Origin of the sequence: Sphingobacterium sp. BN32 (assembly GCF_030503615.1) — a bacterium.
In the GTDB taxonomy this organism is placed as follows: domain Bacteria; phylum Bacteroidota; class Bacteroidia; order Sphingobacteriales; family Sphingobacteriaceae; genus Sphingobacterium.
The window spans coordinates 822,061-837,632 of record NZ_CP129963.1 but is presented as its reverse complement, the minus strand read 5'-3'; the positions used below and the strand labels follow the sequence as shown (position 1 = coordinate 837,632).

The following is a 15,572-nucleotide window of genomic DNA, read 5'->3' as shown; positions in this document are numbered from 1 at the left end:
AGTCGTGAAGCATGGCTTAAAAATCCATTCAATGGAGGTAAAGAAAAAACACCTTCAACAAAAATTGATATTCGTAGAAATATCTGGTATTCTCATTCAGAAGGTTACGGTGGTAACAACGTCGATTTTCTTATGAAATTTTTCAATACAGATAACCTATCAACAATACTCGATTGGGCTGATGAAAGAAAAAATATCCTTTCATTTCACCAGCAAACTGTATTAGACAAAACTCCGATCATCCAAGATGAAAATGATCGGAGTTACACCATACTCGCTATAAAACCTCTCAAAAACAAAGCATTAACGGATTACCTGACTAATGTTCGCAAAATAGATTTAGAAATTGCCACAATCTATTGTCAGGAAATCTATTACCGTACTGCAAAAGGACAGACATTTTTTGCCGTATGCTTTAAAAATGATTCAGGGGGATTCGAACTGCGCAACAGTTACGACAAACGTTCGCTACTAACTAAGGATATTACCACAATCAACAATGGTAATAAGGACGTTGTATTGCTTGAAGGCTTTACCGACTGGCTTTCCTATATGACTTTAAAAAAGAACGCTAGTAAGCCGTATTTAGACACTAATTACTGTATCCTGAATACGACAGCGAACCTCCAAAAATCATATCCATTCTTAGAACGACATAACGGAATTACATGCTATCTGGACACAGATAACAGTGGCTTAAAATCGTACCATACCTTACGAAGCCATTTTAAGAAGACGCAAAACGTAAAAAATGGAATGGAAGAATTGCAGAAACGGTATAATGAAATAAAAGATGTAAATGATTACCTGATTTTCAAATCATCCAAAGAACAAACCTACAATATCCAATCGGGAAGAAAACTATCGAATAGGTAGGAAGCAAGGTTGTGTTTTGGTGACCCCAAAACCGATTGGCTCCCGATGGTCACAGCTAAAAAGAAACAAGATGAAAAATAACAAGAAAAAAGGCGGAAGACCCGCACTCGAAAATAAAAAACAGTTCAGGATCAATGTCCGTTTTGATGAAAGCGAACATAACAGAGTTTTGCATAATGCAAAAATTGCAGGTATGAGCAAATCGGAATGGGTACGCAAATCTGCGATCCTACGAAAAATTACACCTAGGTTTACCGAAGAACAATTGAAAGCTTTTAGGGCGATTACTGGGGCTTCGAACAATCTAAATCAGCTAACTAAAAAAGCACACCAGTCTGGACTGATTGAGGTGGCACAGGAATGCAAAAATACGATCCATCACATTGACCATTGTATCAATAAACTACTGCACCATGATAGCGAAGATAATTGAGGGCCGATCTTTCGGCGGATGCGTTGGATACGCCCTGAAAAAAGATAGTGAGATTATCCATGTAAATGGATTACGGACGGATTCGGCAAAGACCATCACACAGGACTTTAATTTTCAGCGGATGCTGAATCCAAGATTGGGCAAGGCAGTCGGACACATTATTCTTTCGTGGAATACAGAAGATAAAAACAAGCTGAATAATGACATCATGCTATCCGCAGCTAAGCGTTATTTATCAAAATTAGATATTAGGGATACCCAATGCTTAATGGTGCGCCACCACGACCGCCAACATGATCATATCCATATTATTTTTAATCGGGTAAACGATCATGGCAAAACTATCTCCAATAGCAATCAGCGGTATAAGAGCTTTAAAGCTTGTAAAGAATTAAATGCATTATATGGCTTTAAGCAGTCCGAAGGAAAACGAAATGTCAACAGAGGTAGACTGAAAGGTAATGATCTAACGAAATACCAAATTTACGACACCGTCAAGGCAGGCATACGACACAGTAAAAACTGGAAGGAACTACAAAATTATATCCGTTACAGAGGTGTGGAAATGCAGTTTAAATATAGATTGGGGTCGGATGAGGTTCAAGGTATTTCGTTCATCAAAGATGAACAGACATTTCGGGGTTCTGCCATAGACCGCTCATTGAGCTTCGGACAGATCGACAAGGCTTTAAATAGCATAGATAATTCTATTGAACTAAATCAAATTTCTGGAAGCTATGTTTCGAAGGATCATTCTATAGACAGAAATATCGGAGAAACACTTGGTCACATAACATCAGCTTTATTTTCGAACCCCGAAATTACACCAGAGCAAGATGATCCGTTGATCAAGAAAAGAAAAAAGAAAGAGAATTACGGACTAAAACGTTAATACCATGAACACAGAATTAGAAAATATACAGCAACAGGTAAGCGCATTGCAGGAAAACACAGACTTGATCACGCAGGATATTGTACGAATAATGCCTACAATTGTCTCCCAACTTTCTGAAAATGAAAAGAAAATGCAGGAATTTCATGAAATGCGAGCAAAGGATCAGGAACTACTACAACAGATCAAGCAATTTATTAAAAGAGAAAACGATGTACTATCTAAGATCATTAACGATTATGGGACACTTCAGGATGTAGCTAATGAAATCTCCACAATAACTAGACAGGAATTAGCTGTATTAACAATCAAAGAAAAAGACATTGTTTCAAAGATAGCTGAAATTCCTGATCAGGTCATTGTAAAACATCATTACGGCATTGATCTCAAATCAACACCTCTGATCATTGTTATGATAGCATTATCTACCATTATTTCGCTAGGTCTCGGTGTTCTATACGAGAAGAACAAACAATTAGACGATAGAAAATCGTATGAAATGCGTTACCGAATGATAGAATTGGAGCTACCGCATGTAACATCGCATATCGATTCTACTTATTCTCTTAACCCTAAGAAATTCCATAATTTGGTGATTAAAAGAGAGGAAGAAAATAAACTATTAAACAGTATAGACCAAAAACGTCAGGAGATCAAAAACTTAAACAGTCCTGAATAACGGTTCGGGGCTTGGCGTTCGGGCGGGAAAGTCCGAAGGAACTTTCACGCTTGAACGTCAGCCCGCCTGACGCCAAACCCTTGTTGTGTGTTCGGCATTATTCGCATAACATTGTATCAAACTCTATGTGAAGTTGTGTTGAACCATTATGGTCAACTGTAACCCATTTATAATTGTTAAGAACGTATGCGTTACCACCGTCCAATTTTACCCATTCATCTATCCCTTTTGCTCCGTTCCTTAAATCATCTTTTGTAGTTAATCCAATCGGTGCGGTATAATTTCTTCCTTTAACCAAATATTTACAGCCATTTGACTTCACAGCTTCTTCGGCTTGAGCTTGAGATATAAATTTAGATTTGGTCAAGGTAGGTAAAGTGTTATTTACTTGCATTGGGGTCATTGAAGTTGCACAAGACGTTAGTAGAGCTAACGTCATAATAACTACATTTAGTTTTAAAAATTTAGTTGTTATATTTTGCATTTTATTGAGTTGTATTATAAATCATCTATTGCTTTCGCTTTTATTTTCGCAGAATTTATTTTGTCAAAGTATGCTAATTTAACAAAGCAACTTGTTACGCTATTATGGTCTATTGACAATTGAATTTCACCTGCATCCGTTTCCCAAATTGAGTAATATTTACAACGGTCAAATTTAACTTCATACATTTTTGAATTATCATCTCTTGGTTGTGAATTACCATCAAATTTTTCTACTACATCAGAAGGTTTGCCGTATTTTTCGGTTAGCATTTGCTTTAAGTCAAAATAATTTGTTGAAAGTCTTGACCAAGTGTCTTTGTCAGGAAATATTACGGCTATCTTATGGACTAAATCCTGTTGTTTTAATGTAGATACTCCGACAGTACAATCTTTATAACCTGCGAAATCTCCTTTTAGTATTGCAATTCCGTCTTCTGTTGCTAAATGAGAAAAACCGCTTTTTTTCATTTTAGAAACATACTCGTCAAGTGTTCCGTCAATAGGAACGCCTTTGAAAGAAAGATGTTCCGATGTCTGAGCAAAAGTTAGCATTGTCGTTAACGCAAAAGTCAGTGTCAAAAAAAATGTCTTCATATAATTCGTTGTTTTAGTGTTCGTTTTTTAGCGTGTCGTTTGGTATGCTGACACACAACCGCTCGGCGACTTGGCGAAGTAGCGAAGCTGTATCGAAGATACAAAAGCGGAGCTATTTAGCCAAGTCGCTTGTTGTAAGCAGTCCGCGAAGCGGCGGCTTACGGCAAGCGACGTAAGTCGCCGAGCCATTGTTAGCAAGGAGCGCAGCGGATTGCTAACAACGGTTCTCAGCTATACGCAGGCAGGGATTTTTACCACTAAACTTCCTACGAAGAACTGAACTTTAAATTTACCACTTTCCTATTCTACGAAGCACCAAAGCCCTGCTTGCGTATAGGTGATGTTGGGCAATCGTGCTTTTTTTTTCTTTTCGTTTTAGTCCTCATTTACAATGTCCTCCTGTGCGGTGGGGCATTTTTTAAATTTCCTTTTTTTCGGGCAGGGACTTGGAAGCTCTTTTGCAGGTTTTGGTCGTGCGTTGGCATTGTGCGACCTGCAAATGTGCTTACAAGTGTGCTATGGCTTTAGTTCTTCCAAATAATCTAGAAATACCATTCTTTATCATTGACCATCCACTAGAATGAACTTGTTCTTCTAATACTTGAACTGGCTCTTCTGCTTCTTGTTTCTTTATTCCTGGTATGTGTCCTCGATACCTCATTTCATTTCTAGCCAACCTTAAGATTTGTTCTATACAGTCGTAGCTTCCTTTAGGAAACCAAATTGGCGTAATCCCAAATCGTAATAAATATGCATTACGTGCTGCTAATTCAGCCTCTGATTCTGGCATTGATTCCAATGAAAAATGTTGCGGTCTGTCAATGTCTCCCTTTTTCTCTAATTCATCTTTTACAGCCTGAAAAACCTCCATAGTCCTGTCTCGGTTAAGGCTACAACCTAAAAACAATAAATTGCTTGTGCGATAATGATAGCTCAGGACTTTCGGAATAGGCTTAGCTATATCAAGATCTCCATTTCCGTAAGCATCATCATATTGATTTTTGCTTATGATGCAGCTTTTTGGCTGTCTAATATCTCCGTGAAGTTTGATGATGGTTAGTTTATCATTATCTGGAATTTCCTGAATATTGGTACTGTCAAGTAATTGAATTCTATCATTTTCGCCTGTATCATAAGCCTGTTGAAGAATGTAATCGTAGTTTGTCGTAATTAAAGTATCAGTAAACAGTTCGGTTAGGCGCAGTGTAGTTTGAGTAATTTTACCCGTCTTTGAAAAAACATCCTTAAGTTCCTGAATAAATGCATCTTTAAAACCTTTCGCTTCAATCTCTTCAATTACCGTCTCGTATTGCCCTTTATTCAAAAGGTCTAAAACATGGTCCCCATCTAACCCAGACGTTCTGCCTTGTTGTATAAGATGTCCTCGCCAGGTAGGAAATTCACATTCAACTGAAAGACCAGCGCCAATAAATGGTACAACGGCATCCTCGCATAAACAATCTACTAATTGTTCGAAATGTGCATTGTTTCTTTCGTACCAATGGCCGTCAATGAAATTCTCAGAAATATATTCTTCGCTTAAAACTTCACTTTTCCTTTCATTGCGGAAGACTTTGAAAACTTGATTATAAGCTTCCAAGTCACTTGCAAAGAAGGCTTTACTGGGATTAGATAAACCATCAATGCCAAATCTCAAACGGATATCTAAACCATCATCTCCATCTATCCATTCATTGAAATCAACAAAGTACTCATACAAACTATGATTGTCTTTCTCACACCAAGTCACGTTTTTCAGTGTTGGTGGAGTACTCGTTGCTTTGTCTGAATATATCTTATCTAAAACACTCATGAAATCACTTCAACAATTGTTTTTGAAAGTGCCTGATTTATTTCATTTGCTCTGACTATCCTGTCGCTTAACCTGTCACATAATTCAAGTAGCTCTTTAGCTTTTTCAACAATTCTGCCTTGTTCTTCAATTGGAGGTAGAGGAATTGGACATGACAGAATTTGTATTTTCTTGAGGTTTGTCTGCTTTCTACCATCATCATATTGCAGATAATACCTATTTCTGTTTAGCACTAAAAACAAATAGTTTATATCTATGTGACTTGATGTTTCGATACCACCTATCCTTTGATTTAATGAGTATTTATCATCCTCCTCAACCAAGAAGCATTTTACGAGAGCTTTACCTCCAGGGACGTCACTCATAACCATAGCAATGTTTCCTTTATTTAGTGGTGTCAGTTGACTAGTAACGTATTTAGCAGATCTACCTTCACTTGAAACAAAGCTTGAATTCACTAAAATATAGTCGCCTTTCTCGTCAACGAATTGCTCATGAGCTTTACCATTGAATAGAATTGCTAAATCCTGTAATTCACACCACAACCATGTGGCAGGAATTGGAAAATGCAATTCACTTGGGTCTATTGTAGATGCATCTCTTTTTAACTCGGTTGAATATTGTTTACCAAATTTTTCAGTTAGTTCAGCCTCAATCAATTTATACAATTCATGTGCAGGTGTATCATTTTCCCGCTGGGTTTTAAATCGTCCTGCAATCACTAATTCCAGTAAGGTTTGTCTTAATTGATCAATACTATCTTCTGTGCTAAACAGCGTGTCAAAGTGTTCGGAAAGTTTTTCCCATGCAACTTGTAATTCATCTGCATCAGCAGCATTGGTAAGGGTTTCTAAAAGACTCTTTACAAGATTGTGATGTGTCGTTAGGTTGGTTGTTTGTCGTTCTTCAAGCTTGTTGCATAAAGCCATTAACTCATCAATCTTATGGACAATTCTTTTTTGCTCCTCCAAAGGTGGCAGTGGGATTAATGCATTAAAGAATTGCTTGTCATTGATCGCAGGGTAAGCGATACCAGTTTGAACGGATTCAACGTATTTGATAAAAAAAGGGCTTCTGAAAAAATAATAAAAATATTTTCCAGGCATTTGCAGATAAGGATGAATAATTGCAAATGCTGTACTTGCTATAGGCTCAGGACTATACTCTTCATTTATAACACAGATATTCTTTAGGTATGGACGAACCGTTGAATAAATTACTGTTCCCTGTTTAACAATTTTTCGAGCCCTTGAAGGAGCTTCATTAGCTTTTAATATTGAAGGATTGGTTATTTCGCCAATTTCATTATTTATTGATGAAACATCAATGTAAGTAAAACTCTTATCTGGTGTTTTTTGACCCCAATCATGTCCTATATTTCGAATAAAGGTCCATTCCCAATTTATGGGTAGCTCAAAAGGTTTAATATCGTCATCAACTTCAATAAAGATTCCAGTTTTACCAATGCCGCTTTCATTATTTAATCTGTCTTTTTCTATTCTGATATTCCTTAATAGAACATTAGCGGTTTCCTCATTTTCATCTTGATTAACCAGTTTTCCTCTTATTGCTAAATCCAGAATGAGCTCCTTTAATTTAGCTATACCCTCCAGACTAATATTATCGATGCTTTTAACCCTGCCTTTGGATTTTAATCCTTGAGCATCAGTCCAAACTTCAAAGCCTTGTAAAATACTTTCAATCATAATTCGAGACTATTTTGTAAGGGCTTCTGTTAGAATTGCTTTTAACTCATTTCGTAAATCTGAAATAGCTTTTTGCTCACTCTGATATTGTGCAAGCAACTCGTCAGGATCATGGCTTATCTGCTCACCAACATGAGGGTTTTTGATATCGAGGTTATAGTTTCGATTAATTATGTCATCAACTGAAACTTTCCAAGCCTGTTCATTCTCAACCCTGGCTGCAAAATCGTCTTCTTCCTTTCCCCACCATTTAATTTCAGTTTCAAACTCTTCGAAACGCATGGGTTTAGTTTTGTTATAATTCGATACACCTTCAGGATAGGGATGCTCATAGAACCAAACGTGCTCTGTTGGTTTGCCTTTAGTGAAGAATAGAATGTTTGTTCTAATACTAGTGTATGGATTGAAAACTCCATTGGGAAGTCTAACAATTGTGTGAAGATTGCACTCGGTTAAAAGCTTTTCTTTTAAGCGGGTTTGAATACCTTCTCCAAACAAGAAGCCATCAGGTAAAACAACTGCTGCCCGTCCTTCATTTTTCAATATATGCATGATAAGAGCCATGAAAAGGTTTGCTGTTTCTCTTGTGCGGAAAGCAGAGGGAAAGTTGTTTTCAATACCATCTTCTTCCATGCCTCCAAATGGCGGATTGGTTATCACAACATTTACTCTGTCGGCATTGGAATAATCTCGCAAAGGGCGGGAAAGTGTATTGTCGTGTACTACATTAATCGGTACATCAATTCCATGCAATATCATGTTGGTGGTGCAAAGCATATGTGGTAATGCTTTTTTCTCCACTCCGAAAATGGTGCTTTGCAAAACTTCTTCATCAGCCGCTGACTTTACAAAATGCTGTCTTTTGTATTCAATAACATTGGTCAGGAAACCACCTGTTCCGCATGCAGGGTCAAGAACTGTTTCATCCAACTTTGGAGCAACTCTGTCCACAATAAAGGTTGTAACTGCACGAGGGGTATAGAATTCACCTGCGTTTCCAGCACTTTGTAAATCTTTCAGAATTTGCTCATAGATGCTTCCAAAGGTGTGCCTATCGCTTGATGCGTTGAAATTAATTTCACAAATCTTATTGATAACCTGACGAAGAAGCGTACCTGACTTCATGTAGTTGTAGGCATCTTCAAATACGTTTTTTACGACTAGTGCTCTCTTGTTATCTTCACCTTCAACTTTCAATTCGTTTTTCAGGGTAGGGAATAGCTGGTCATTTACAAAATTCAAAAGTTCATCACCGGTCATACCTTCTGAATCTTTTGCCCAATTACGCCAACGAAGTTTCTCTGGTAAAGGCGACTTGTAATCGTCTTCTGTTACTTCTAATTCGTCTTCTCGATCATCCAATATTTTCAAGAAAAACAGCCAAACTAATTGGCTGATGCGTTGTGCGTCTCCATCAACGCCAACATCTTTACGCATTATATCTTGAATGGATTTTATTACGCCTGATACATTACTCATGCTACTTTATCTTCTTTAAATAGTTCGTTTTCTAATTCTTTTATAGCCTGTTCATATTGGTCTTTACCACCAAAAATGTCTTTGATAATTTCTAAAGGAGTTCCAATATCACTGAATGGTTTAAGTTTTAGAACTTTTGGATTTTCAATGCTTACTACTCCTTTATCTGCGTACAATTCGAGCATGCCTTGTAAAACTGCTCGAGCTTGTTCACCATATTTCGTGAAATAATCTCGTTTCTTCACATTGTTTGCTCTTTCCTTTCTAGTCAGTGGTTTTTGTCCAAAGGCTACATGGCAGATCAAATCAAAATCACCAAAATCTCTTCCTACTAGGTCAGCAAGGTTTTCTAAAACCACGCCATGCTCTTCCAATAATTCAATGATGATTTTCTTCTTGTCAGCATCATTCCACTTTCTAAGAAAATCATCTAGTGATGCGAATTCTTCCTGCACTCTTTTCGCACTGAAATCTTTGTATGATTCAGTAATTAGTTGACCATCTTCACCTAAGTATTCAATTCGTTCACTCTTAATTTTGGCAGGAACTCCACTGACAAAGATTTTCCTTCTTCCTTCGCCTCCCGTTTCTCCATCATCTTCTCCTGTATCGTCATCTTCACCACCCTCAGGGTCTGGCGGAACGGGGTCGTCATCAGGACCTGGATTATAAATTACTACTGGCTCTCCGTCAAATTCAGGATCGCTGAAATGCTCAGTTGCCTTTTTAAAGTCCATGATGGTGAAGAAAAACTTCTTGTTGTCTTCATCTATTCGAGTTCCACGTCCAATAATTTGTTTGAAAGTGGTCATTGAGTTTATGGTCTTGTCCAAAACTATCAACTTGCACGTTTTAGCATCAACTCCGGTTGTCATTAAATCTGAAGTAGTTGCTATTACAGGAAACTTGCTTTCAGGGTCAATGAAGTTGTCCAATTCATTTTTCCCTTCAACACTATCGCCTGTAATTCGCATTACATATTTTGGGTTGTCCACCGCTATTTTTCCAGCTGCGTTTACAATTGCTTTGCGCATTCTTTCTGCATGGTCAATGTCTTCGCAGAAAATTATTGTTTTTGAATATGGGTCTGTGGCGTTTAGTAATTGCATTACTCGCTTTGCCACCAATTTGGTTCGTTGATTTAGAACCAAAATTCTGTCCATGTCAGATTGGTTGTAGGTGCGTTGTTCAATTTCATCACCCAAATCGTCTGTCATTCCTTTTGGAGGTGTCCAACCATCAACGTCTTTATCAATGTCGATTTTTACAACTTTATAAGGGGCAAGGAAACCATCTTGAATTCCTTGTTTAAGACTGTATGTGTAAACTGGTTTTCCAAAGTAGGTCATGTTTGAAACGTATTCCGTTTCCTTTGGTGTAGCAGTTAAACCAATCTGTATTGCATTTTCAAAATACTTCAAAATCTCTCTCCAAGCTGAATCATCTGCTGCACTTCCTCTGTGGCACTCGTCTATAACAATCAGGTCAAAAAAGTCTGGTGAAACGCTTTTGTAAATTTTATCAGATTCATCAGGGCCAGTCAAAGCTTGATATAAGCCTAAATGAATTTCGTATGAAGGGTCAATTTTTCGGTTTTTGATTTTGGTCATTACTGAACCGAAAGGCTTGAAATCATTCACTAATGTTTGGTCAGCCAAGATGTTTCTGTCAACAAGGAAGAGAATTCTTCTAACTGCCTTAGCTTTCCATAATCTCCAAATGATTTGAAAAGTCGTGTATGTTTTTCCTGTACCAGTTGCCATAACAAGCAGAATTCTCTTTTCACCTCTTGCAACTGCTTCAATGGTTCTGTTTATTGCTTCAATTTGATAGTATCTAGGTTCTTTGTTTGAGCCGTCCGTGTAGTATGGCTGTAAAACCAATTCTTCTTCTTTGTCCTTTATGTTGTGCATTTTTTTATAGCGTTCCCACAACTCTTTAGGATTTGGAAAACCCTCTAAAGGAAATTCAGTTTCAATATCTTCTCCGTCAGCAGCAACCTTATTATGAGAAGCAAATGCATCTCCATTTGAACTGAAAGCACTTGGTATGCCTAGTATGTTGGCATAGCCTAAAGCCTGTTGCATTCCATGACTAACAGAGTGGTTATTTTCCTTTGCTTCTATTACTGCAATCCTTGTCCCTGGCTTCCATGCAAGAACATAGTCAGCAAACTTTTTCTTGTTCTTGTTACGAGCTGACATTTCACCGCGAACGATAACTGGTCCAGGTGTAAGTGTAACCTCTCTCCGAATCTGCGTATATGGATCCCAACCAGCATCCTTGATTGCAGGTGTGATGAAGAGATCACATATGTCGCTTTCGCTTAGTTCTTTTTTTTCCTTATCAGTCATTAGTACTCTTTATTAAATCCTTAGGATCGACTTCAAGTAATTTTGCAATCTCAAAAAGTATTTCAAGTCTGGGTTGTTGTCGGTTCTGCACATAGGAGTTCACCATGTTGTAACTCTTTCCAAGTTTTTCAGCCAACCAAGTCTGTTTTATTCCTTTGTCATCAAGCACTTCTTTGATTCGATTCATTGCTGTCAAATTATTCGGGTCTAAATTACAATAATATCTCAAAAAGTAAGATATAAAACGATAATTATCATGGGTAGTGCAGGGAGGAAAATTTGGCTCTTTTGCAAAGCTTGGGTTGTGAGTTGGCTTGAGCGGCTTTGCAAATGTGCCAAATGTGCGTTGGCAGAGAAATTTTAAAAAATGCGAAGCGAAGGAAATAGAAAATCTGTCATTCTCAGTCGAATGATAAAAGCACGGCTCAGTTCGGTTGTCTGTCCAGTTGCTCCATATGTTTCTTATTTCAGTTTCACTACTTTTCAATGGTTTGTCGTCTTTTTTAGCATGTTGCCCAACGGCTGGCAAATTGGCGATGGAGCCGACTTTTAGCACAAATGTTGAATAGAATTACTAATCTTCAACATTGCACAAAAGTTCAATAGAAGTACTTCACCGGCTCTATTGCCAATTTGTTTGTTATGTGCCGTTTTATTCCATTTTATACATTTAACAATTGCTGAAACGTAAAGTCGGGTTTAAACATTTCAATTTCGTTTTGAGTTGATTCTTCTTGTGCTTCTTTGCCATAGATAAACATTTGCTGTTCATAATTTTTAACAGCCTCTTCAATGCTATTAAATTTTCCATCGGCTAGATTATCAGACAATATCAAGGCATCCACCAACCCACTATTTACTCCCTGCCCTGCAAAAGGCGGCATCAAATGTGCGGCATCCCCAATCATTGTTATGGGTAATGGGCGCTTGCTTTTCCAAGGCTTTTCTAAAGGAAATATCCGTGTAGCCAATCCTACAAATGACAACGTCGTATGAATCAATTCTTTGTAGCGTTCGTCCCAATCGGAAAATTCTTTCAGAAGAAAATCAACGACACTATTTCTGTTTTGAAAATCTACCTGCGTTTGGTTTTTCCATTCATCAGGTGTTTTAAAACTTATTCCAAAATGCAATGCACCATTATTATTGGGGTTAGCAAATAATAAATTACCTTGGTGAGATGCCATTAGCCGGTTTCCATTGCATAGCTGAAAAAATCCAGGACAGTTTATCTCTGGTTGATGAATATCGGCTTGTATATTGAAAGTACCTGTTTCTTCAACTTCCGTGTCGGTAACAAATTTTCTTACCTTGGACATCCCGCCATTGGCAAGAATAACCAAATCTGCTGTTTCACTCGGTTTATTCTCAAAAGTTAGTGTCCACTTCTTCTTACCAGGTTCAAGCATAACAAGTTTTCTATCCCAAATAACCGTGTCGTTTTCTAAACTATTCAACAAGATAGCCCTTAAGTCATTTCTGTTTATTTCAGGATTGTCAAATCGATTTTCGGGCTTTACATTTTTTGTGGATAAAATATTGCCTTTTTTATCAGCAATATTTACACCCATTGGTAAGGCTAAGTCATAATAAGTTTGTAACAATCCCGCTTTTTTCATTGCTTCCTGACCTGAACCTTTGTGTAGGTCAAGGGTTCCACCAAAAATTCTTGCCTCTCGGTCGTTGTCTCTTTCGTAAACTGAAACGTCTATGCCGTTTTGCTGTAATAATTTTGCCATAGTCAGTCCAACGGGTCCACCACCAATTATTGCAACGTTCTTATCACTAAGTAAATTCATTTGTTTGTCTGTATCTATTCGCATTGTCATTCAAAAATGGCCCATAACGTTTTGGGGCTTTGCGATGGTGGGGCAATCGAAGCACAAATCTTCAATTTTGTACAAAAGTTGAACCGAAGAACTATCGTTGAACTTTGCAGTTTCTCCCCACTATTGCAAAACCCTTGTTGGTGGCAGTTGTTTGTCTACTCGGTGTCATAGCCAAAAATTGTATTGCAAGATTTACAAATTCTGTTTGGTTTTTTAAGTCCAGATTTAGTTCCTTGTTGTCCACAAATTAAGCAAGGATGATTGTCGTCTGGTTGCTCAACAAAGTAACTTATGTAAACAGGAATTTTGAAAAAGTCAGAAAGTTGTTGTCTAATTTTTTCGCCTGCTAAGTTCAGTTTGCCTTTTTTGTAGTTTGTCAGTTCTTTATAAGCCTCTTTTTCAAAAAGCCCACTTTCAAGCCAGTTCAAATAAACTCTTTCGTGTTTTGTTTGCCAGTCCTCAAGTTTAATTTGTAAAGGTATTTTTGAATAAGGAACTTGTCCTAAACAGTTGTTGCAAATCAACTCGTCTGTGAATTGTAAAGAACGTCCTTGCAATATATAAAAATCAGACTTGTCGCAAGTACAATTTTGGACATTGTCTACTTCAACAATAATGTCCATTTCTTTAATTGTCTTCGGTTTGCCTGCAAGCAATTTGTCAAACTTGGAAGTCCAATATTCTTTTATTTCCGCATTTTTAGACCAATGCCTATACGAAAAAAGGTCTCTAAAAATAATAGTTAGTTCTAAAACATTTTCGTTTCGTCTTAATTCTCGTGGTTCTGAAAAAATTAAATTTTGTCTGTAAAGTGTGTTCGATAAACCGATAAAATCTTCGCCTGTCAACTTGTTGTCAGCAAGAGTTAAAAGAATTTTTGCAGGAATTGGTTTGTCTGTCATTGTCAAGTTTATTGCGGTGTCGTTTTACAATTGCCACCAATGGCTCGGCGACTTGGCGAAGTAGCGAAGCTGTATCGAAGATACAAAAGCGGAGCTATTTAGCCAAGTCGCTTGTTGTAAGCAGTCCGCGAAGCGGCGGCTTACGGCAAGCGACGTAAGTCGCCGAGCCATTGTTAGCAAGGAGCGCAGCGGATTGCTAACAACGGCTGGCAAATTGGCGATGGAGCCGACTTTTAGCACAAATGTTGAATAGAATTACTAATCTTCAACATTGCACAAAAGTTCAATAGAAGTACTTCACCGGCTCTATTGCCAATTTGTTTGTTATGTGCCGTTTTATTCCATTTTATACATTTAACAATTGCTGAAACGTAAAGTCGGGTTTAAACATTTCAATTTCGTTTTGAGTTGATTCTTCTTGTGCTTCTTTGCCATAGATAAACATTTGCTGTTCATAATTTTTAACAGCCTCTTCAATGCTATTAAATTTTCCATCGGCTAGATTATCAGACAATATCAAGGCATCCACCAACCCACTATTTACTCCCTGCCCTGCAAAAGGCGGCATCAAATGTGCGGCATCCCCAATCATTGTTATGGGTAATGGGCGCTTGCTTTTCCAAGGCTTTTCTAAAGGAAATATCCGTGTAGCCAATCCTACAAATGACAACGTCGTATGAATCAATTCTTTGTAGCGTTCGTCCCAATCGGAAAATTCTTTCAGAAGAAAATCAACGACACTATTTCTGTTTTGAAAATCTACCTGCGTTTGGTTTTTCCATTCATCAGGTGTTTTAAAACTTATTCCAAAATGCAATGCACCATTATTATTGGGGTTAGCAAATAATAAATTACCTTGGTGAGATGCCATTAGCCGGTTTCCATTGCATAGCTGAAAAAATCCAGGACAGTTTATCTCTGGTTGATGAATATCGGCTTGTATATTGAAAGTACCTGTTTCTTCAACTTCCGTGTCGGTAACAAATTTTCTTACCTTGGACATCCCGCCATTGGCAAGAATAACCAAATCTGCTGTTTCACTCGGTTTATTCTCAAAAGTTAGTGTCCACTTCTTCTTACCAGGTTCAAGCATAACAAGTTTTCTATCCCAAATAACCGTGTCGTTTTCTAAACTATTCAACAAGATAGCCCTTAAGTCATTTCTGTTTATTTCAGGATTGTCAAATCGATTTTCGGGCTTTACATTTTTTGTGGATAAAATATTGCCTTTTTTATCAGCAATATTTACACCCATTGGTAAGGCTAAGTCATAATAAGTTTGTAACAATCCCGCTTTTTTCATTGCTTCCTGACCTGAACCTTTGTGTAGGTCAAGGGTTCCACCAAAAATTCTTGCCTCTCGGTCGTTGTCTCTTTCGTAAACTGAAACGTCTATGCCGTTTTGCTGTAATAATTTTGCCATAGTCAGTCCAACGGGTCCACCACCAATTATTGCAACGTTCTTATCACTAAGTAAATTCATTTGTTTGTCTGTATCTATTCGCATTGTCATTCAAAAATGGCCCATA

General features: G+C 37.6%; 14 protein-coding genes. 4 read left to right on the top strand and 10 right to left on the bottom strand.

Annotation, left to right across the window (positions count from 1 at the left end):
- The first annotated feature begins 132 nt into the window (after positions 1-132).
- The 4 genes from QYC40_RS03555 (at position 133) to QYC40_RS03540 (ending at position 2,880) form a co-directional block, all read left to right on the top strand.
- Positions 133-876, top strand: coding sequence for a toprim domain-containing protein (locus tag QYC40_RS03555; protein WP_301992428.1), 744 nt, complete (start codon positions 133-135; stop codon positions 874-876).
- 70 nt (positions 877-946) lie between these two features.
- Positions 947-1,309, top strand: coding sequence for a plasmid mobilization relaxosome protein MobC (gene mobC / locus QYC40_RS03550; protein ID WP_150452508.1), 363 nt, complete (start codon positions 947-949; stop codon positions 1,307-1,309).
- On the top strand, positions 1,290-2,201 hold the full coding sequence (locus tag QYC40_RS03545; protein ID WP_150452507.1) for a relaxase/mobilization nuclease domain-containing protein: 912 nt from the start codon (positions 1,290-1,292) through the stop codon (positions 2,199-2,201). Before mobC ends, QYC40_RS03545 begins: the two co-directional genes overlap by 20 nt.
- Positions 2,202-2,205: 4 nt before the next feature.
- Positions 2,206-2,880 carry a hypothetical protein gene (locus tag QYC40_RS03540; RefSeq protein WP_301992427.1) on the top strand — a complete coding sequence of 225 codons (675 nt, stop codon included), beginning with the start codon at positions 2,206-2,208 and terminating at the stop codon, positions 2,878-2,880.
- Between the two features lie 97 nt (positions 2,881-2,977).
- Here QYC40_RS03540 and QYC40_RS03535 read toward each other — a convergent pair whose 3' ends face one another.
- The 10 genes from QYC40_RS03535 to tet(X) (QYC40_RS03490) all read right to left on the bottom strand — a co-directional run bounded on the left by QYC40_RS03535 (position 2,978) and on the right by tet(X) (QYC40_RS03490) (position 15,556).
- Positions 2,978-3,364 (bottom strand): hypothetical protein, encoded by a 387-nt coding sequence (locus tag QYC40_RS03535; protein ID WP_301992426.1) that lies wholly within the window; start codon positions 3,362-3,364, stop codon positions 2,978-2,980.
- A gap of 14 nt (positions 3,365-3,378) precedes the next feature.
- A complete protein-coding gene (locus QYC40_RS03530; protein WP_301992425.1) occupies positions 3,379-3,960 on the bottom strand; it encodes a hypothetical protein in 582 nt (193 codons plus the stop codon).
- 505 nt (positions 3,961-4,465) lie between these two features.
- Positions 4,466-5,773 carry an SIR2 family protein gene (locus QYC40_RS03525; RefSeq protein ID WP_301992424.1) on the bottom strand — a complete coding sequence of 436 codons (1,308 nt, stop codon included), beginning with the start codon at positions 5,771-5,773 and terminating at the stop codon, positions 4,466-4,468.
- Positions 5,770-7,479, bottom strand: coding sequence for a restriction endonuclease subunit S (locus QYC40_RS03520; protein WP_301992423.1), 1,710 nt, complete (start codon positions 7,477-7,479; stop codon positions 5,770-5,772). Before QYC40_RS03520 ends, QYC40_RS03525 begins: the two co-directional genes overlap by 4 nt.
- 9 nt (positions 7,480-7,488) lie before the next feature.
- On the bottom strand, positions 7,489-8,958 hold the full coding sequence (locus QYC40_RS03515; RefSeq protein ID WP_301992422.1) for a class I SAM-dependent DNA methyltransferase: 1,470 nt from the start codon (positions 8,956-8,958) through the stop codon (positions 7,489-7,491).
- Positions 8,955-11,312 carry an EcoAI/FtnUII family type I restriction enzme subunit R gene (gene hsdR / locus QYC40_RS03510; RefSeq protein WP_301992421.1) on the bottom strand — a complete coding sequence of 786 codons (2,358 nt, stop codon included), beginning with the start codon at positions 11,310-11,312 and terminating at the stop codon, positions 8,955-8,957. Before hsdR ends, QYC40_RS03515 begins: the two co-directional genes overlap by 4 nt.
- On the bottom strand, positions 11,305-11,868 hold the full coding sequence (locus QYC40_RS03505; protein WP_301992420.1) for a helix-turn-helix transcriptional regulator: 564 nt from the start codon (positions 11,866-11,868) through the stop codon (positions 11,305-11,307). Before QYC40_RS03505 ends, hsdR begins: the two co-directional genes overlap by 8 nt.
- A gap of 106 nt (positions 11,869-11,974) precedes the next feature.
- Positions 11,975-13,141 carry a tetracycline-inactivating monooxygenase Tet(X) gene (gene tet(X) / locus QYC40_RS03500; RefSeq protein WP_005783159.1) on the bottom strand — a complete coding sequence of 389 codons (1,167 nt, stop codon included), beginning with the start codon at positions 13,139-13,141 and terminating at the stop codon, positions 11,975-11,977.
- A 155-nt stretch (positions 13,142-13,296) separates the two neighbouring features.
- Positions 13,297-14,043, bottom strand: a complete 747-nt coding sequence (locus QYC40_RS03495; RefSeq protein WP_055042253.1) for a DUF2310 family Zn-ribbon-containing protein — start codon at positions 14,041-14,043, stop codon at positions 13,297-13,299.
- 346 nt (positions 14,044-14,389) lie between these two features.
- A complete protein-coding gene (tet(X), locus tag QYC40_RS03490) occupies positions 14,390-15,556 on the bottom strand; it encodes a tetracycline-inactivating monooxygenase Tet(X) (RefSeq protein ID WP_005783159.1) in 1,167 nt (388 codons plus the stop codon).
- Between the last annotated feature and the right edge of the window lie 16 nt (positions 15,557-15,572).